We start from the raw sequence: 18,054 nt of genomic DNA, 5'->3' as shown, positions 1-18,054 counted from the left end.
CACGTTAAAGTCGGGCGGCCGCCGCGGGAAGCACTCATCGGGCTCGGTCCGGACGCCCCGCGGTTTCAGAACCCGTTCATCGTTGAACGGATCGGGATGCTGCCGCGCGTAAGAGCGCTGGCGGGCAGGCGCGATGTGGGAAATAAGGGCGTCGGCCGGCCCGCGACTTTGGATAGAACCGCCCGCACGCGCCGCATCGAAGCCCCTCTGGGACGATTGACGATCATGACCTCGCTGTTCGCCGGCATCCAGGACGCGCCGCTCGACCCGATCATGCGCCTGTTCGAGGCCTTCAACGCTGATACGAGCACCAAAAAGCTCAACCTCGTGGTCGGGGTCTACACGGATGCCGACGGCAAGGTGCCGCGCCTGCGCGCCGTCCAGACCGCCGAGAAGCGCTGGATCGAGAAGGGCCTGCCGAAGACCTACCGGCCGATCGAGGGCACCAAGCCGTTCCGCGACGCGGTCCAGGCCCTGCTGTTCGGCGAGGGCGCCCCGATCCTGAAGCAGAACCGCACCGCGACGCTCCAGAGCATCGGCGGCACCGGTGCCCTCAAGACCGGCGCGGACGTGCTCGCCCGGCTCAATCCCGGTGCCACCGTGGCGGTGAGCAACCCGAGCTGGGAGAACCACAAGGCGCTGTTCACCCAGGCCGGCTTCACGGTCGTCGATTACCCGTATTTCTCGGCCGAGACCGGGGGCGTCGACTACCCGGCGATGCGCGCCTACCTCCAGGATCTGCCGAAGGGCTCGATCGTGGTGCTGCACGCCTGCTGCCACAACCCGACCGGTGCCGACCTGACGCCCGACGAGTGGAGCGACCTCGCGCCCCTGCTGGCCGAGCGCGGCCTGATCCCGTTCCTCGACATCGCCTACCAAGGCTTCGGCGACGGCCTCGACGCGGATGCCGCGCCGGTGCGGCTGTTCGCCGAATCCGGCCAGGAATTCTTCGTCGCCTCGTCGTTCTCGAAGTCGTTCTCGCTCTACGGCGAGCGCGTCGGCGCCCTGACGATCGTGGCCGAAAACCCGGCCATGAAGACCAAGGTCGAGGCCCTAGCCAAGCGGCTGGTGCGGGCGAGCTACTCGAACCCGGTGACTCACGGCGCGGCCATCGTCGAGATGGTGCTGACCGATCCGGAGCTGCGCGCCGATTGGGAGCGGGAGCTCGCCGAGATGCGCGAGCGGATCCGCTCGATGCGGGTGCGCATGGCCGACAGCCTGCAGCAGCGCCATCCCGAGCGCGGCTTCGACGCGATCAAGGCGCAGAAGGGCATGTTCTCCTACACCGGGCTCAGCCCCGAGGAGGCCACGCGCCTGCGCGAGGAGCACGAGGTCTACGCCCTGGAGACCGGCCGGATCTGCGTGGCGGCGGTCAACACCCACAACATCGACCACGTGGTCGATGCCATCGACGCCGTCGTGAAGGGCTGACCCGGTGGCGGCCCTCAAGCGCGTCTGCCGGTTCAATCTCTGGATCAACCCGGTCTTCGATGCGCGACTGAGGGCCGAGCCCGACATCGACCTGCAGGTCGGCGACCTGCAGGGCCCGGCGGAGACGCTCGAGGCCCTGCTGGCGCAGGCGCATGTCTTCCACGTCTCGCCGGCAAGGGACGAGCTGCCCCGCCGCTGGCACGTGACGGATGAATTGCTGGCCGGCTGCCCGAACCTGCTCGCAGTGTCCTCGGGCGGGGCGGGCTTCGACACGGTGGACGCGGCTGCCTGCACGCGCGCCGGCGTCGCGGTGGTCAACCAGGTCGGCGGCAATGCCCGCTCGGTGGCGGAGCTGGCCATCGGCCTGATGCTCGCGATCTCCCGCAAGATCTGCGTCTCGGACCGGCTGCTGCGGACGGAACGGGGCTTCTCGCGGGAATCGCTGATGGGCCACGAGATCGGCGGCGCGACCCTGGGGCTCGTCGGCATCGGCCATACCGGCCGGGAGGTCGCCAAGCTCGCCCAGGGCTTCGACATGCAGGTCCTGGCCTACGACCCGCTGCTCTCCCCGGACGAGATCCGGGCGCGCGGCGCCGAGCCGGTGAACCGGGCGCGGCTCCTGGCGGAATCCGACATCGTGTCCCTGCACTGCCCGCTCGACGACACGACCCGGGGCAGCTTCGACGCCGAAGCCTTCGCGGCCATGAAGCCCGGGGCCCTGTTCATCACCACGGCGCGCGGCGGCATCCACGACGAGGCCGCGCTCGCCGAGGCTCTGGTCTCCGGCCATCTCGCCGGGGCCGGGTTGGATGTCTGGGCGCCCGAACCGCCGCCTCTGGACTCGCCTTTGCTCCGGCTCGACACCGTGGTGGCGACCTACCACACCGCCGGCGTCACCCACGAGGCGCGCCGCAACGTGGCCTCTTGGGGCGCCGAGCAGATCATCGGCCTCCTGCGGGGCGAGATTCCGCCGCGGCTGGTCAATCCGGAGGTCTGGCCGGCGGTGCTGGAGCGCCGGGCGCGGCTGCTCGGCACCCCGTAGCAAAGCCGGACTCGCGCGCAGCGGCCTTCCGCTTTGTTGCTCAGCAGCAACAGAGCGGTGACGGCGTGCAGCAGCTTTGAGTCGTTGTAAGCTGTTCGCCTACTAGATCGAAGTCATTCCAAGTTTTCGATACCCGGCATCTCAGCCGGCAAGCTTGACCGCACGGGCCCCGCTCGACCATCTCGGCGGCCTGGCAGTGTCTTGGCTTGCGAACGTGTCGACAGAACTTACTCGATTTGAACTGAACACACCGTATTGGATAACAAAGCTCGCCGCTTTCGCTATCATGATCGGAAGTTCCGTTCTATTGGGCGCGCAAGAAGCCTGGGCGGAACCTGCCGTCGACGCGAATCATGAGGTCCAGCTCGAGGAACTCTCGGTCACCGGCCAAGGCGGCCCCGCCCGGGCTCCGGAAGGCTACGCGCCTGCGACCACGATCAGCGCCACCCGCACCGACACGCCCCTGCGCGATGTCCCGCAGACAATCGTGCCGGTGACCCGGCAGGTGCTGGAGGACGCCGCCGCGACGCGGATCGACACCGCCCTCGATCTGGCCGGCGTCGGCCGCTCCAACAATTTCGGCGGCCTCGGCCTGAGCGAAGTCACGATCCGCGGCTTCTCCGTATTCGAATATTACCGCAACGGCTTCCCGATCAATCGCGGCTACCCGAACACGCCCGATATCGTGGCGATCGAGCGGATCGAGGTGCTCAAGGGGCCGTCGGCCTTCCTGTACGGCCGCGGCGATCCCGGCGGCACCTTCAACATCGTGACCAAGCAGCCCCTGGCCGAGCGCTCGCTGGCAATCGGCACACAGTACGGCGGCTACGGCGCCAAGCGCAGCACCTTCGATGCCACCGGGGCGCTCGACGAGAACGGCCAGGTGCTCGCCCGCATCACCGGCGCGGTAGAGGACAACGGCAGCTTCCGCGACTACGTGAGCGGCGACCGCTACCACGTCGCCCCCGTCATCGCGTGGAAGCCCAGCGCGGATACGACGATCACGCTGGAGGGGGCGTTCGTCAGCACCGGCACGACCTTCGACCGCGGTATCGTCCCCCTGCAGGGCCGGCTGCGCAACGTGCCGCGCTCCCGCTTCCTCGGGGAGCCCGGCCTGCCGCCGAGTGTGGTCCAGGACGCCCTTGGCCAGTTGCGGATCGAGCACCGGTTTGACCAGGACTGGGTCCTGACGGCCGGCGGTCAAGTGCTGGGCGGGAGCCTGAAGAGCTGGGGCGTCGGCGCTGCGGCCAACGGCTTCCTGCCGGACGGCCGCACCCTGCGCCGGAACCTGGAATGGCGCGACCTCAACTGGTCCGACACCGATCTGCAGGTCAACCTGGCCGGCAAGTTCGATACCGGCTTCCTGCACCACACGCTGCTGCTCGGCCTCGAATACGACCGCTACCGCTACCGGGAACGCTTCGACCGCTCGAACGCCGCCACCTATCCCTTCCTGCTCGACCTGCTGGCGCCCCGCTACGGCCAGGCCCTGCCGCGCAGCCTGCCGACCATAACCAATTTCCTGCAGCACACCGAGAGCTTCGCGGGCTACGTCCAGGACCAGATCGACATCACGCCGCAGTTGCATGCCCTGGTCGGGGTCCGGGTCGAGGATGTCGGCCAGGATTCGACGTCCTACATCACAAACCGCACCACGAACCTGCGGGGCACCGAGGCGCTGCCGCGTTTCGGCCTCGTCTACGACCTGTCCGACGCGGTCTCGGTCTACGGAAACTACGCGCGCTCGTTCAAGCCCAGCACCGCCGTGGACCGGCGCGGCCAGCCCCTCGCATTCGAGGGGGGCGAGGGCTACGAGGCGGGCGTGAAGGTCGGGCTGCTCGACGGGCGGCTCAACGCCACCGCGGCCGTGTTCGACATCCGCCGCACCAATGTCCCGACCACGGATCCGGTCGATTCCGCCTTCAGCGTCGCCGCCGGCGTGGTGCAGAGCCGCGGGTTCGACCTGACCGTGGCGGGCGAAGTGGCACCCGGCCTGCGCGCGATCGGGACCTACACCCATGTCGACGCGGCGGTGGCGCGGGACAATTCGATTCCGGTCGGAACCCGGCTCGCCAACATCCCGGCCAACAGCTTCGCCATGCAGGCGGTCTACGAGATCCAGGGCGGCGACCTGAGGGGGCTCGGCTTCGGGGGCGGGCTCAACGTCGTCGGCAAGCGCGCCGCCGGAACGGCCCTGTCGACCTTCACGATGCCCGCCTACACGGTGGTCAACCTGATCTCGTATTATCAGATCACGCCGGACGTCCGGGTCTACCTCAACGTCGACAACCTGCTCGACGAGACCTACTACGACCGCGCCTTCCAGAACCGCTACGCCACACCGGGTCAGCCGCGCACCATCATGGGCGGCGTCGCGGCACGGTTCTGAGAGCTGCCGGCCCTACACCGATGCCGCCCGCATCCAGCCGAGGCCGGCCTCGGTGCCGGCGGCCGGGTGGTACTCGCAGCCGATGAAGCCGGCATAGCCCACCGCCTCCAGGGCCTCGAAAATGGGGTCGAACGCGATGGTGCCAGTGCCGGGCTCGTGACGGCCCGGATTGTCGGCGATCTGGACATGGGCGATCAGCGGCGCGTGCGCCCGGATCAGCGCGGCCGGGTCGTGGCCGAGGCAGACGCAGTGATAGGCGTCGAACAGCAGCTTGACGTTGTCCCGGCCGATCGCCCGGATCGCCTCCACAGCCTTGAGCGGGTCGTCGATCACGTAATCGGCGATGGAGCCCGGGCCGATCGGCTCGACGATTACCGTCATGCCCCGGGCCTTGGCGGCGTCGGCCGCGAAGGCGAGGTTGTCGAGATAGGTCTCCCACAGCCGCGTGGGCTCGGCCCCGGCTGGCCGGACGCCGGCCATCGGGTGGACCATCCGGCAGCCGAGCTGCTCCACATAGTCCAGGGTCGGCGCGATAGTGGAGCGGTAATAGGCGACCTTGTCCGGCAGGGCGGCGAAGCCCTTCTCACCCTTGGAGGCGTCGCCTGCCGGAAAGCCGGTCTGGACCAGGGGCACGCCGGCCCGCTCGAGCCAGCCCGCAACCTCCGCGGCCGGTGTCGCGAACAGGTTCGGATGCTCCACGGCCCGGAACCCGGCCTTGGCCGCGGCCGCGAACCGTTCGGACAAGGGCAGTTCCGTGAACAGGAAGCCGCAATGGCCGCTCAGGCGGTCGGAGAAGGCACCGAGCTTCATGGATCAGGCCCTCTCAACCGTCTCGATCATGGCGCGCATCCGGTCCACCGCCGCGTGCGGCGCGGTCAGGACCGGAATAGCGACGGCGGCGCGCACGGCCTCGGCCGCCCGGGAGGTCGAGAAATGCGCCAGCATGATCGCGTCGCAATCGGAGAGTTCCGGTGCCCGCTCGGCGATGAGCCGATTGTGCGTCTCGGCGTCGCCGGCGCGCAGGCGCGCCATGGCGTCGTCCACCAGGATCGTGCGCAGGGTCGCGGATCGGCCAGACTGGCCGACGAAGTCCTCGAACTCATCGGTCATGGTTCCGATCGAGGGGCCGAAGGTCGCCAGCATGCCGATGCGCTGGCCTTGCGCGATGGCCGCGCGGAACATCGCCTCGTTGGGCTTGAGCACCGGCACCGGCACGGTCTCGCTCAGCCGGTCGATGGCCGGCCCGAAGGCCGAGCAGGTGATCAGGATGCCGTCGGCGCCCATGTCGTGGCCGTAGCGCCCGAACCGGACGAACCGGTCGACCATGCCCGTGGAAATCTCGCCGGGCTCCTTGGCCCGGTCGAGGGACAGGCCGTCATCCAGCAGGTTGACCGTCTCGGCCTCGGGCCAGCGCTCGGCGAAGGCCGCCTGGATCGGGGCCATCGCGACCGGCGTCGCGTGCAGGAGGACGATGCGGGGGGCCATGCTGTCTCCCGGGATGTGGCGCGGTTGGGCGTCCGGTCGCCGTTCAGCGTCTTGTAAGCGATTTCAAAACGGTGGCAAGATATCGCCGATCCGCATCAGGCGCCGTTGGGCTTGCGCGGCGGCGCCGTGCTGGCGCGCAGGATCAGCTCGGCGTCGATCTGGGTGAGACGCACCACCGGGCGGCCCTGCATCCGGGCGATGAGGTGGTCGCCGGCGGCGTGGCCGATCTCGGCGGAGTGGATGCGGATCGTGGTCAGCGGCGGGTCGAGGAAGGGCGCGAAGTCGGAATCGTTGTGGCCGATCACCGAGAGGTCGCCGGGCACGTCGAGCCCCCGGGCCCGGGCCTCAATCATGGCGCCGAAGGCGATCTGGTCGGTGCCGCAGATGATCGCGGTGGGCGGCGGGCCGCCGGCCAGCATCTGGCGGAAGCCGTCGCGGCCGCCGCCGATGCCGTAGGAGATCTCGATATCGTGCTCTGGGGCGAGGCGCAGGCCGCGGGCCGCCAGCGCCTGGGCGATGCCGGTGACGCGGGCGCCGCCGCGGTCGTTGTCCTTGCGCAGGCCGGAGATCACGCCGATCCGCCTGTGGCCGAGATCCGCGAGGTAGTTCGCCGCCCGGGCCGCGGAGGCGGCGTTGTCGAAGCCGACGCACGGCCGCTCCCGCGACAGGCTGAAGGTCTGCACCATCGGGATGCCGTGCCGGGCGATGCGGGCATGGAGATCCGGATGGTGGATGTCGCCCACCAGCATCAGCCCGTCGACGCCGCGCTCCAGCAGGAAGGTCGCCTCGCGCAGCTCGTCCTCGAGGTCGTAGCCGGCATTGGCGGCGACCAGAGTGTAGCCGGCCTGCCGCAGCCGCTCCTGGAAGCTCGACAGGACGCGGACGAAGGCCTCGTTCTCGATGTTGGGCACCACGGCGCCCACCGCCATGAATCGGCGGGTCGAGAGGGCCCGGGCGGCGCCGTTGGCGACGAAGCCGAGATCCTGGGCGGCCCGCATCACGGCCGCGCGTTTGTCGGCCCGGACCCCGGCCGAGCCGTTCAGCACCCGAGAGACTGTCGCGGTGGAGACCCCGGCCCGATGGGCCACGTCCCGCGCCACCGGGCCGCGCGACAGGGGTTCGAGGATCTCTTCCGGCACGCCCAGCACTGAAATCCGACTGTCCCCATGACACCCTATCGCCGCTATGCCTCCGCGGCCAGCGATAGCGACTGGCAGTATATTGACACTCCGGTCTGGCGTTGGCTATCTGAAAGCGCTTTCAAGAACCGCACGACGCCGGTTTATTCGAACGGCGGCGGAATCCAGGGAGGAGCGGATGGCGACGTTCGACCAGCCGGCTTCCGGCCCGGGGGCGACGATGCGCGACTCGGCCACGGTGGGGCGGGCGGATGCCGAGGCGCCCGGCATTGCCGGCCCGCAGGCCCTCGTCACCAGCCTCAAGCGCAGCGACGCGGTCACGCCCTACCGGTTCCGCGACCTGCTCGCGCTCGACGATTTCGAGCGCCACGCCCGGCGGCTCCTGCCGCACATGATCTTCCAGTACGTCGCCGGCGGTGCGGAGACCGGAGCGGCGCTGGCCCATAGCCGCGGCGCCTATGCGGATTACGCTCTGGTGCCGCGGCTGATGCGCGACACGTCAGGGCGCGACACGGCCACGGAGCTCTTCGGCCAGACCTACGCGGCACCCTTCGGGGTCGGGCCGCTCGGCGGGGCCGCGTTCATCGCCTATCGCGGCGACATCGTGCTCGCCGAGGCGGCGCGGCGGATGAACCTGCCGATGATCCTCAGCGCCTCCTCGCTGATCAAGCTGGAGGACGTCTACGCCCAGAACCCGCAGGCCTGGTTCCAGGGCTACCTGCCGGGGGACCAGACCCGGATCGACCGCCTGCTCGACCGAGTCGCGGCCACCGGCTACCGCATCTTCGTCGTGACCGCCGACACCCCGACTCTGGGCAACCGCGAGCACAACACCCGCAGCGGCTTCTCGATGCCGATCAAGGTCACGCCCAAGGTCGCGTGGCAGAGCGCGACCCACCCGCGCTGGCTGCTGGGCACCGTCGCCCGGACCTTCCTCAAGCACGGCGCCCCGCATTTCGAGAACACCGAAGCCGAGCGCGGCCCGCCGATGATGTCGCAGGGCGCGGTGCGCAACACCATCGCCCGGGACCAGCTCTCCTGGAGAAACCTGGAGGCGATCCGCAAACGGTGGTCCGGCAACCTGGTGGTGAAGGGGCTGCTCGCCCCGGAAGATGTCGAGATCGCCCGCGGCTGCGGCGCCGACGGGGTCATCCTGTCGACCCATGGCGGCCGCCAGCTCGACCACGCCATCGCGCCCCTCGACGTGCTTCCGGAGATCGCCGCGAAGAAGGGCAGCCTGAAGATCATCGTCGACAGCGGCATCCGCCGCGGCACCGACGTGATGAAGGCCCTGGCCCTCGGTGCCGACTTCGTCCTGCTCGGCCGGCCGTTCATGTTCGGCGCCGCGCTCGGCGGGGCGGCGGGCGTCGAGCACGCCATGCGGATCCTCAAGGAGGAGCTGAACCGCGACATGGCGCTGATCGGGATCAACCGCCTGTCCGAGCTCAACCCGGACTTCTTGCGCCGCGTCCCGCGGCGAAGCTGACCCGGAGAATGGCATGACCGACGATGCGCTCCGCTCCCCCCTCGGCCTCGCCTTCGTCGGCTGCTTCACCACCGCGCGGCGCCGGGCCCGGGGCCGGGGCATCGACATCTACCGGGTCGGGGCCGGGCTCGAGGGCTGGACGCATCTCGGCCGGGTCGACGGGCTGGACAACCCGTCCTTCCTAGTCACCGACCCGGCCCGCTCGGTGCTCTACACGGTCCAGGGCGACGGCGCGGCGGCCACCGCCTTCGCGGTCGCGCCGGACGGTTCCCTGCCCAACCTCGGCAGCGCGGAGACCGGCGGCACCAACAGCGTCCACCAGGCGATCGACCCGAGCGGGCGGTTCCTGATCGTGGCCAATTACGCCAGCGGCACCGTGGCCCTGATGCCCCTGCGCTCCGATGGCGGCCTGGAGCCGGCCACACAGGTCCTGCCGATGCCGGGCGAGCCCGGCCCGCACCGGACCGAGCAGGCGGCCGCACACCCGCACCACGTTGTCCTGTCGCCGGACGGATGCCACGTTCTGGTCCCCGACAAGGGCCTCGACCGGGTCTTCATCCTGCGCCTCGACGGCGACCGTTTGGAGATCGTGTCCGAGGCCGTCCTGCGCCCGGGCGCCGGCCCGCGCCACATCGCGTTCCACCCCGGCGGGGCGCTGGCCTTCCTGGTCAACGAGCTGGATTCCACCGTCGCGACCTGCCGGTGGGATGCGCAGGCCGGGACGCTCACGCCGCTTGACCTCGTCCCGACGCGGCCGCCGGACTTCTTCGGCGCGAGCACGGCGGCGGCGATCGTGGTCACACCCTGCGGGCGCTTCGTCTACGCCTCGAACCGCGGGCAGGACGGGATCGCGCGCTTCCGGGTCGAGGGCGACCGCCTCGAACCGGCCGGCTGGACGCCCTCGGGCGGCCGGGACCCGCGATTCATGACGCTCGCGCCGGAGGGCGGCCACCTGTTGGTCGCCAACGAGCAGGGCGACGGCTTGGTCGAATTCGCCATCGACCCCGGCAGCGGCGGCCTCACCCAGACGGGCTCACGCCAGAGCCCGAGCCCCTGCACGATCGCGTTCCTTTAAAAATACAAAACAAAAACATGATGATCCCGGAGGAAACCCGATGTTCGCCAAACGATACAGGTTCCTGATCGCGACGCTGCTCTTCATCGCCGGGATCATCAACTACATGGATCGCGCCGCGCTGGGCGTGGCCGCGCCCTTCGTCAAGCAGGACCTCAACCTGTCGCCCTCCGAGCTGGGCGTGATCTTCAGCACCTTCTTCTTCGGTTACGCCCTGTTCGCCTTCGTGGGCGGCCAGCTCGCCGACCGCTACGGCCCACGCAGCGTCTACACCTGGGCGGCGACCGCCTGGTCGGTCCTGTGCATGCTCACCGGCGCGGTGACCGGCTTCGCCCAGATGTTCGTGGTCCGCGCCCTGTTCGGCTTCGCCGAGGGGCCGATGAACTCGACCACGAACCGGACCATCACCACCTGGTTTCCCCGCGAGGAGACGGCCCGGACCATCGGCTTCACCTTCTCGGGCCAGACGGTTGGCAGCGCCATCGCGGCCCCCGTGGTCGGCTTGCTGGCGATCCAGTACGGCTGGCGCGTGGCCTTCATCGTGATCGGAGCCGTCGGCCTGGTCTGGGTAGTGGCCTGGCGCATCCTGATGACCGACCGGCCCCGGGACAATCCCCGGGTCTCCGCGGAGGAGATCGCGCTGGTCGAGCGCAGCCGGGCCGTGTCGCACCTCGCCGCCTCCGACCACGAGCGGTCTCTGCGCGACTACCTGTTCCTGCCGAGCACGCTGTCGCTGGGGCTGGGCATGTTCGCGGTGAACTATACCCTCTACATCTTCCTCTCGTGGCTCCCGAGCTACCTCACCGACGCCCTGCACATGCCGGTGCAGCAGATGGCGTTCGTGGCCTCGATCCCCTGGGCCTGCGGCTTCGTCGGCTATGTCGGCGGCGGCATCGTCGCCGACCTGCTGTACAAGCGCATGGACGACAAGCTGGCGGCAAGGAAGATCACCACGATCGTGCCGCTCGCCATCGCGGGCGTCGCGCTGATCGCCGTCAACGCCGCGCCGAACGCCGCGGTGGCCGTCTCGCTGATCGCACTCGCGGTGCTGATGCTGACGAGCTCGGTGCAATCCTGCTGGGCGACGATCCACGAGCTGGTGCCGGAGGCGCGGGTCGGCGGCGTGAGCGGCTTCATCCACCTGTTGAGCAACATCTCGGGCATTATCGGCCCGACCGCGACGGGATTCGCCGTGCAGTATCTCGGGGGCTATGCCAGCGCCTTCGTCATCGCCGCCCTGATCGCCGCGGCCGGCGTCATCGCCATGGCGATCTTCGTGAAACGTCCGCGCCGCCCGCAGGCGGCTCCTCCCCTCAACGCGGTGAAGACCGCCTGAACCCGGAGCGAACCCGATGAGCGCATCCCCCGATACGATCCCGCAAAAGCCCGTCCTGCTCACCGGTGCCTCGGGCGCCCTCGGACGGGTTCTGACGAAGGCGCTCGGCGCGCAGGGCTGGACGCTGCGCCTAACCGACCGGGTGCCCTTCCCCGACCCGCTGCCCGAGGGCGCGCGCTTCCAGCTCGCCGACCTCGAGGACGGCCCGGCGATCCTGCGCCTGGCGGAGGGTTGCGGCACGATCCTGCATTTCGGCGGGATCTCGGTGGAGCACCCGTTCGAGACCGTGATCGGCCCCAACATCCGCGGACTCTACCACGCCTACGAGGCGGCCCGGCGGGAGCGCGCCCGGATGGTGTTCGCCTCCTCGAACCATGCGATTGGGTTCCACGAGCGGAAAGAGGTGCTGGACGACGACTGTGCCCTGGCGCCGGACGGCTATTACGGCCTGTCCAAGGCCTATGGCGAGATGATGGGCGGCCTGTACCGCGACAAGCACGGGGTCGAGAGCGTCTTCCTGCGCATCGGCTCCTGCTTTCCGGAGCCCATCGACGCCCGGATGCTGGCGACCTGGCTGTCCTATGCCGACCTGACCCGGCTGATCACCCGCGCCACCCTGGCCCCGAGCCTCGGGCCGAAGGGATCGGTGGTGATCTGGGGTGCCTCGAACAACAGCCGCATGACCTGGTGGCGCCGGGACGGCCGCGACGTGATCGGCTGGGCGCCGCAAGACAGCGCCGATTCTTACGCCCCGGCGCTGGAAGGCAAGACCAGCGGCAACCCGGTGATCGAGCGCTACCAGGGCGGCGGCTTCACCGCCCTCGACTATTCCCGCACCGAGCCGACCGCCCGGTGATCACAGCCTCCGAGACGATGGGAGCCGGCATGGCGGACGAGCAGCAAGCGACGCGGCTGAAATGCGCCCTGGTGGTGCGGGGCGCCTTCGACGCCCATGTCGTCCCCGCCTTCGCGGCGGCGGGCGGCTGGGCGGCGATCGACTGGGCGCCCACCGCGGTGATCATGAAGGCGCTGGAGGCCGGCGAAACCGCCGACGCGGTGTTCGTGCTCTCCGACGCCATGGACCGGCTGATCGCCGCCGGAAAGGTCGAGCCGGAGACCCGGATCGATGCGGTCCGCTCCCGTTACGGCATCGCCGTGAAGGCCGGGGCGGCGCATCCCGATATCGGCAGCGTCGAGGCGCTTAAGCGGACGCTCGCCGAGGCGCGCTCGGTGGCCTATTCGCGCACCGGTGCCAGCGGGATCTACTTCGCCGGCCTGCTGCCGCAGCTCGGCCTCGAAGACGCGGTCAACGCCCGGGCGACGATCATTCCGCAGGGCTTCACCGCCGAGAAGCTGGTCTCGGGCGAGGCCGACATCGCGGTCCAGCAGATCAGTGAGCTGATGGTGGTGCCGGGCATCGAGGTGGTCGGGCCGTTCCCGGAGCCGGTCCAGGAGGTCACGACCTTCGCGGCCGCGATCCTGCGCGGCGCCGCCGACCGGGACGGCGCCCTGCGCTTCCTCGCCGGGCTGACCACCCCGGAGGCCGCCGCCGCCTACCGCGCCAGCGGCCTCGAGCCGGCTTTCTGAGACGGAATGAGGCCGCCGTCCTTGCGCGCGCAGCGAAGCAACCCGGGGACACACATCGTTCGGGGTTGCGCGCCGTAGCCTGCCACATCGCTCACGATGACAGCCGCCAAAAACAACCCAAACAGCGAGGACACCATGGTCGCCAGCGAACAGGACCGGATCGTCCGGCAGGTGTTCTTTCGCCTGATGCCGCTGCTCTTCGTGGGCTACGTCATGGCCTATATCGACCGGATCAATGTCGGCTTCGCGGCCCTGCGAATGAACGCCGATCTCGGCATCGGGCCGGCGGTGTTCGGGCTCGGCGCCGGGATCTTCTTCATCGGCTATTTCCTCTTCGAGGTGCCGAGCAACCTGATCCTCGAGAAGGTCGGCGCGCGGCGCTGGATCGCCCGGATCATGATCACCTGGGGCCTGCTCTCGGCCGCGATGATGTTCGTGCAGGGTTCGACCAGCTTCCTGATCCTGCGCTTCCTGCTGGGTGCGGCCGAGGCCGGATTCTATCCCGGCGTGATCCTCTACCTGACCTACTGGTTCCCGAAAGCGTATCGCGCCCGGATCTTCGGCGCCTTCGCGGTGGGCATCCCGGTCTCGCTGGCGATCGGCGCGCCGCTCTCGACAACGATCATGCAGCTCGATGGGGCCTTGGGCCTCAAGGGCTGGCAATGGCTGTTCCTGCTGGAGGGCATCCCGACCACCCTGTTCGGCTTCGTGTTCCTGGCGCTGATCCCAGACCGGCCCAAGGACGCGCTGTGGCTCGCCCCGGCGGACCGCACCGCCCTGCAGACCCTGATCGATTCCGAGCAGAGCAGCGTCGCCGGCACTCACGGGACCAGCCTGCGGACGGCGCTCTCGGACCCGCGGCTGATCGCGCTGTCGTTCATCTACTTCGCCAACACCGGCGCCAATCTCGGCCTGGCGTTCTTCCTGCCGCAGATCCTGAAGAGCACCGGCCTGTCGGACATGCAGACCGGCCTGATGACCGCCGTGCCCTACCTCTTCGGCGTTGTCAGCGGGATCACCGTCGGCTGGATCTCCGACCGCTACGACGACCGCCGGATCACCCTCGCGACCGCCCTCGGCCTCACGGCGACCGGGCTGGCGCTGGCCGGCCTCGCCACCGGCTCGCTCTGGGCGGTTGCCTTCATGGCGCTCGCCGCCGCGGGGCTCTACGGCGCCAAGGCGCCGTTCTGGGCGCTGCCCTCCGTGTTCCTCAGCGGCAGCGCCGCGGCGGGCGGGATCGCGCTGATCAATTGCATCGGCAATCTCGGCGGCTTCGTCGCCCCGTCGATGGTCGGCTGGATCCGCGAGGCCACCGGCAGCTTCGAGGCCGGCCTGTACTTCCTGGCCGCGCTCGCCCTCTCGGCCGTGGTCGTGACGCTGCTGGTGGTCAATGCCCGCTTCGGCGACGCGCGGCGGCCGGCTGTCGTCCTGCCCCTTCCGGCGGCGCCGCGAACGTAACGCGCGTACGCTGACGGCCCCGGCGGCTCTAATGTCGCCGTGGGACGCATCCGGGGCTTCGCGACCGCAAAAAAGTCCTTATGCTCGTGCTGTCCGGACGCCCAATCGTGTCCGAACGGATCGCCCCTTTCATGCTGAAGACAGCCTTCGTTGCCGCCCGCGACCGTCAGAGGCTGTCGGAGATCGCGACGATCCTGATCGGCTTCGGCGTCACCCGCGTCGTGGACCGCCTCGGGCTGCGCTACCTGCCGCTGCTGCCGCGCCGCCGGCCCCGGGTCGACGTCACCCGCCTGTCCGAGCCCGAGCGCCTGCGCCGGGCGATCGAGGCCCTGGGCCCGACCTTCATCAAGTTCGGACAGGTTCTGGCGAGCCGGCCAGACCTGCTGTCGCCGGCCTGGACCGAGGAGCTGCAGAAGCTCCACAGCCAGGTCGTGCCGGTGCCGTGGGAGCAGATCGGCCCGCAGCTCGAACTGGATATCGGCGGGCCGCCCAACGAGGTGTTCGCCGAGTTCGATACCAACCCGATCGCCTCCGCGTCGATCGCCCAGGTCTACCGGGCGCGCCTGCACTCGGGCGAGGACGTGATCGTCAAGGTCCTGCGGCCGAACCTGCGCAAAATTATCGAGGCGGATCTGCGCCTGATGGCCCACGGCGCCCGGATCGTCGAGAACGAGTGGCCGGACATGGCCCGCTACCAGCCGCGCGAGCAGATGCGGCACTTGGCCGAGGGCCTGAACGGCGAGCTCGACCTTCTCAACGAGGCGCGCAACTGCGAGCTCCTGGCGCAGATCTTCGAGGACCGCGACGATATCGTCTTCCCGAAGATCCACTGGGAGTATTGTTCCGAGCGGGTCCTGGTGCAGGATTTCATCCACGGCATCCCGCCCAACGACGAGGCGGCGCTCCGCGCGGCCGGGCTCGACAAGAAGCTGCTCGCCCAGAAGGGCACCGACGCCTTCCTGCAGATGGCGCTGATCGAGGGCGTGTTCCACGCCGATCCGCACCCGGGCAACATGCTGGCGCTGCCGGGCAACAAGATCGGCTTCATCGATTTCGGCATCATCGGGCGGCTGTCGCAGCGGCGGCGCTCGCAGCTGCTGGTGCTGATCGGCGCCATGCTCAAGCAGGACGCGGACGGCCTGATGGCCGTGCTGCTGGACTGGACCGGCACCAGCAACCCGGACCTGACCCGGCTCCAGGTCTCGGCCCAGTCCTTCGTGGAGAGCCACTCCTCAATCCCGCTCAACCTCGGGCTCGTGCTCACCGACTTTATGAACATGGCCCGCGAGAACGACCTCGCCATGCCGACCGACCTGGCGATCCTGTTCAAAGGCCTGGTCACCGCCGACGGCGTGATGCGCCACCTCGATCCGGATTTCGACCTGTTCGCGGCGGCCGGCCCAACGGTCAAGGCGAGCATGCAGACGCAGTTCTCGCTGGGGGCCCTCAAGCAGAAGGCCGAGGCGTTGGGCGTCGGCCTCTACGGCGCCGCCTCCGAGCTGCCGACCCTGATCCACCTGATGCTGGTTCGCCTCAAACAGGGCCGCGTCACCGTCGAGATCGAGGTGAAGGGCCTCGACAAGGTGACCCGCGGCATCGAGCGGGCCGCGGCCCGGGTCGCGGTGGCCCTGGTGGTGGCGGCCTTCGCCACCCAGCTGGCGCCGCGGCTGATCGACCTCGGCACGCCGGTCTTCGTCTCGATCGGCCTGGTGATCTTCATCCTCGGGATCGGCTGGCTGGTCCTATTGATGCGGAACAAGTGACGAATTTCGTCGCCACCCGAACTTGATCTTCTGGTCGCCCGGCGGCGGCGAATACACGGCTCATTTGATTATCTCAGATATCGTGCTAGCCTCGCCTACCCTTCGTTTCGTGCGGTCGCGAGCGGAGCGCGTCACCAGAAGCGGTTCGATCCGCCGGCGCGCCCGCGCTTCGACATCTCCTCGCCGCGCCACACCGTCGAAGGGTTTTTTGCGGCGCCTGCGTCGCGGGGGAATGGTAGCCGAGACGGGGGCGAGCGATGGATGCGGGCCTCGTGTTGCCGCGGGCGGACGGGACGGACCGACGCCTCGCCGCGCTGGAAGCCGAGAACCTGCGTCTGCGTGACCTGCTGATGCAGGCGACCAAACAGGCCGATGCTGAGCGGCAGCGCAGCCGGCGGCTCGGCCGCATCATCGAGGCCGCGAGCCGCTTGGAATCCGGGCGCCTCGAGCGTGAGCCGGTTCCGGCGCCGCCACCGCTACATCACCCGGAATCCGGACGCGTCGAGACCTGGTCCGCGCCCTCCTGGGCGGGCGCGCTGACCGCCCCCGGGATGCTGCAGGTCGCGGCCGATGTCCTTGAGATCCTGGATTGCGACGGCATCCTGATCACTGCGGGCGAGAACGGTCCGGCCGGGCTCTGCGGCCGGAACCTCGCGGACTTGATCGGCCGCCCCTGGATCGACCTCTGGATCCGCGACGAGGACCGGGAGGCGGTCGCCGCGTCACTCGCCAAGGCGCGGCTCGGCGGCGCGAGCCGCTTCCAGGCCAAACTCGAGTCCGGCCGGACCGTGACCTGGTGGGATATCGCGGTGAGCCCGGTCGGCGGCCGGCCCGGTCGCCCGGACCGCATCCTGGCGGCCTCGCGCGACATCACCGAGCTGAAGCTCACCGAGGCGCGCCAGACCTTGCTGATGCAGGAACTGTCCCACCGGATGAAGAACACCCTGGCCATGGTCCAGGCGGTGGCGGCGCAAACCCTGCGCAACGCTGGCTCGCTTGAAGCCGCCGGCGAGGCGCTGGCCGCCCGGCTTCTGGCACTGGCCCAGGCCCATGACGTTCTGCTTCAGGGTTCCTTCGCAGCGGCCTCCCTGGTCGGGCTGGTCGAGGGGGCGGTGTCGCTCCATGGCGACGGCGTCGCCGGCCGATTCCGGGTGGAGGGTGCCGACGTCACGCTCGGCCCGCGCCACGGCATGGTCCTGGCGCTGATGCTGCACGAGCTCGGCACCAACGCTGCCAAGTACGGCGCGCTCTCGGTGCCCACCGGGCAGGTGGTCATCGCCTGGGCCGTCACCGGCGCCGGCGAGGGCGCGACCCTGCGCTTCCGCTGGGAGGAGGTCGGCGGCCCGCCGGTCAGCCCGCCGACCCGGACCGGGTTCGGGACGCGCCTGATCGCCCGGAGCCTCGCCCACAGCTTCGGCGGCACCGCGCAGCTGAGCTATCCACCAACCGGAGCGGTGCTGACCTTTGAGGCGCCGCTCGCCGCCGTCACGGCCGGGTGAGGTCCTTCTCGGCGGCCAGCTTGTCGTCGCGCAGATCGCGCAGGGCCGTCACGGTGGCGTCGCGCAGCTTGCGGAGGTCCACGAGCGCGGCCGCGAAATCGCCGCCGCCCTTCGCGGATTGCTCGAAATCCCGGCACGCCCGGCTCAATTCGGCGCAGCCCAGCATGCCCGACATCGACACGAGGGTGTGCGCCTCGCGGGCGTAATCCGCCTCGCCCCGCTCCGCGCCGTCGAAGGCCGTGGCGAGGCTCGCGGTGAAACGGTCGAGCAGGCGGGCGAGCTTCTCGGTGCCGATGACACCTTCAAGTTCGTCGAGCGCGGCCCGATCGACGAGGGATTGTGACACCATCCGTCTCCGGCAGCC

Annotated in this window: 15 protein-coding genes; 11 read left to right on the top strand and 4 right to left on the bottom strand. The window is 69.7% G+C overall.

Annotated elements, in window-relative coordinates; translation table 11 throughout:
• The first annotated feature begins 225 nt into the window (after positions 1-225).
• The 3 genes from AKJ13_RS13525 (at position 226) to AKJ13_RS13515 (ending at position 4,862) form a co-directional block, all read left to right on the top strand.
• A complete protein-coding gene (locus AKJ13_RS13525; RefSeq protein WP_050733810.1) occupies positions 226-1,431 on the top strand; it encodes an amino acid aminotransferase in 1,206 nt (401 codons plus the stop codon).
• A 4-nt stretch (positions 1,432-1,435) separates the two neighbouring features.
• Positions 1,436-2,473, top strand: a complete 1,038-nt coding sequence (locus AKJ13_RS13520; RefSeq protein ID WP_050733809.1) for a hydroxyacid dehydrogenase — start codon at positions 1,436-1,438, stop codon at positions 2,471-2,473.
• Between the two features lie 286 nt (positions 2,474-2,759).
• The gene (locus AKJ13_RS13515; protein WP_064774623.1) at positions 2,760-4,862 is read left to right on the top strand and encodes a TonB-dependent receptor; all 2,103 of its coding nucleotides are present in this window, start codon (positions 2,760-2,762) and stop codon (positions 4,860-4,862) included.
• 12 nt (positions 4,863-4,874) lie between these two features.
• Here the strand turns inward: AKJ13_RS13515 and AKJ13_RS13510 are convergent, their stop codons facing one another.
• The 3 genes from AKJ13_RS13510 to AKJ13_RS13500 form a co-directional block, all read right to left on the bottom strand.
• Positions 4,875-5,672 carry a TIM barrel protein gene (locus AKJ13_RS13510; RefSeq protein ID WP_050733808.1) on the bottom strand — a complete coding sequence of 266 codons (798 nt, stop codon included), beginning with the start codon at positions 5,670-5,672 and terminating at the stop codon, positions 4,875-4,877.
• A gap of 3 nt (positions 5,673-5,675) precedes the next feature.
• Positions 5,676-6,347 (bottom strand): aspartate/glutamate racemase family protein, encoded by a 672-nt coding sequence (locus AKJ13_RS13505; RefSeq protein ID WP_050733807.1) that lies wholly within the window; start codon positions 6,345-6,347, stop codon positions 5,676-5,678.
• Positions 6,348-6,442: 95 nt separating this feature from the next.
• Positions 6,443-7,486 (bottom strand): LacI family DNA-binding transcriptional regulator, encoded by a 1,044-nt coding sequence (locus AKJ13_RS13500; protein WP_244471596.1) that lies wholly within the window; start codon positions 7,484-7,486, stop codon positions 6,443-6,445.
• Between the two features lie 178 nt (positions 7,487-7,664).
• Between AKJ13_RS13500 and AKJ13_RS13495 the strand changes: the two genes are divergently transcribed.
• The 8 genes from AKJ13_RS13495 (at position 7,665) to AKJ13_RS13460 (ending at position 17,690) form a co-directional block, all read left to right on the top strand.
• A complete protein-coding gene (locus AKJ13_RS13495) occupies positions 7,665-8,972 on the top strand; it encodes an alpha-hydroxy acid oxidase (RefSeq protein WP_050733805.1) in 1,308 nt (435 codons plus the stop codon).
• Between the two features lie 13 nt (positions 8,973-8,985).
• Entirely contained in the window at positions 8,986-10,047 is a 1,062-nt protein-coding gene (locus tag AKJ13_RS13490; protein ID WP_050733804.1) for a lactonase family protein, read from the top strand.
• Positions 10,048-10,087: 40 nt separating this feature from the next.
• Positions 10,088-11,383, top strand: a complete 1,296-nt coding sequence (locus AKJ13_RS13485) for an MFS transporter (protein ID WP_050733803.1) — start codon at positions 10,088-10,090, stop codon at positions 11,381-11,383.
• Positions 11,384-11,399: 16 nt separating this feature from the next.
• Positions 11,400-12,239, top strand: a complete 840-nt coding sequence (locus tag AKJ13_RS13480; RefSeq protein WP_050733802.1) for an NAD(P)-dependent oxidoreductase — start codon at positions 11,400-11,402, stop codon at positions 12,237-12,239.
• 29 nt (positions 12,240-12,268) lie between these two features.
• Positions 12,269-12,970, top strand: a complete 702-nt coding sequence (locus AKJ13_RS13475) for a substrate-binding domain-containing protein (RefSeq protein ID WP_050733855.1) — start codon at positions 12,269-12,271, stop codon at positions 12,968-12,970.
• Between the two features lie 96 nt (positions 12,971-13,066).
• Complete coding sequence (locus tag AKJ13_RS13470) at positions 13,067-14,428, top strand: MFS transporter (RefSeq protein ID WP_348270937.1); 1,362 nt, start codon at positions 13,067-13,069, stop codon at positions 14,426-14,428.
• A gap of 131 nt (positions 14,429-14,559) precedes the next feature.
• Complete coding sequence (locus tag AKJ13_RS13465) at positions 14,560-16,191, top strand: AarF/UbiB family protein (protein ID WP_050733800.1); 1,632 nt, start codon at positions 14,560-14,562, stop codon at positions 16,189-16,191.
• Between the two features lie 257 nt (positions 16,192-16,448).
• Positions 16,449-17,690: a PAS domain-containing sensor histidine kinase gene (locus AKJ13_RS13460; protein ID WP_050733799.1), complete on the top strand. Its 1,242-nt coding sequence runs from the start codon at positions 16,449-16,451 to the stop codon at positions 17,688-17,690.
• Here AKJ13_RS13460 and AKJ13_RS13455 read toward each other — a convergent pair.
• Complete coding sequence (locus AKJ13_RS13455) at positions 17,677-18,039, bottom strand: Hpt domain-containing protein (RefSeq protein WP_200905632.1); 363 nt, start codon at positions 18,037-18,039, stop codon at positions 17,677-17,679. The genes AKJ13_RS13460 and AKJ13_RS13455 overlap by 14 nt on opposite strands.
• Positions 18,040-18,054 lie beyond the last annotated feature (15 nt).

The sequence above is a fragment of the Methylobacterium sp. ARG-1 genome (genome assembly GCF_001262595.1).
Classification (GTDB): domain Bacteria; phylum Pseudomonadota; class Alphaproteobacteria; order Rhizobiales; family Beijerinckiaceae; genus Methylobacterium; species Methylobacterium brachiatum.
The sequence above is the reverse complement of the archived record's forward strand: the minus strand, read 5'-3'. Positions and strand labels throughout refer to the sequence as shown.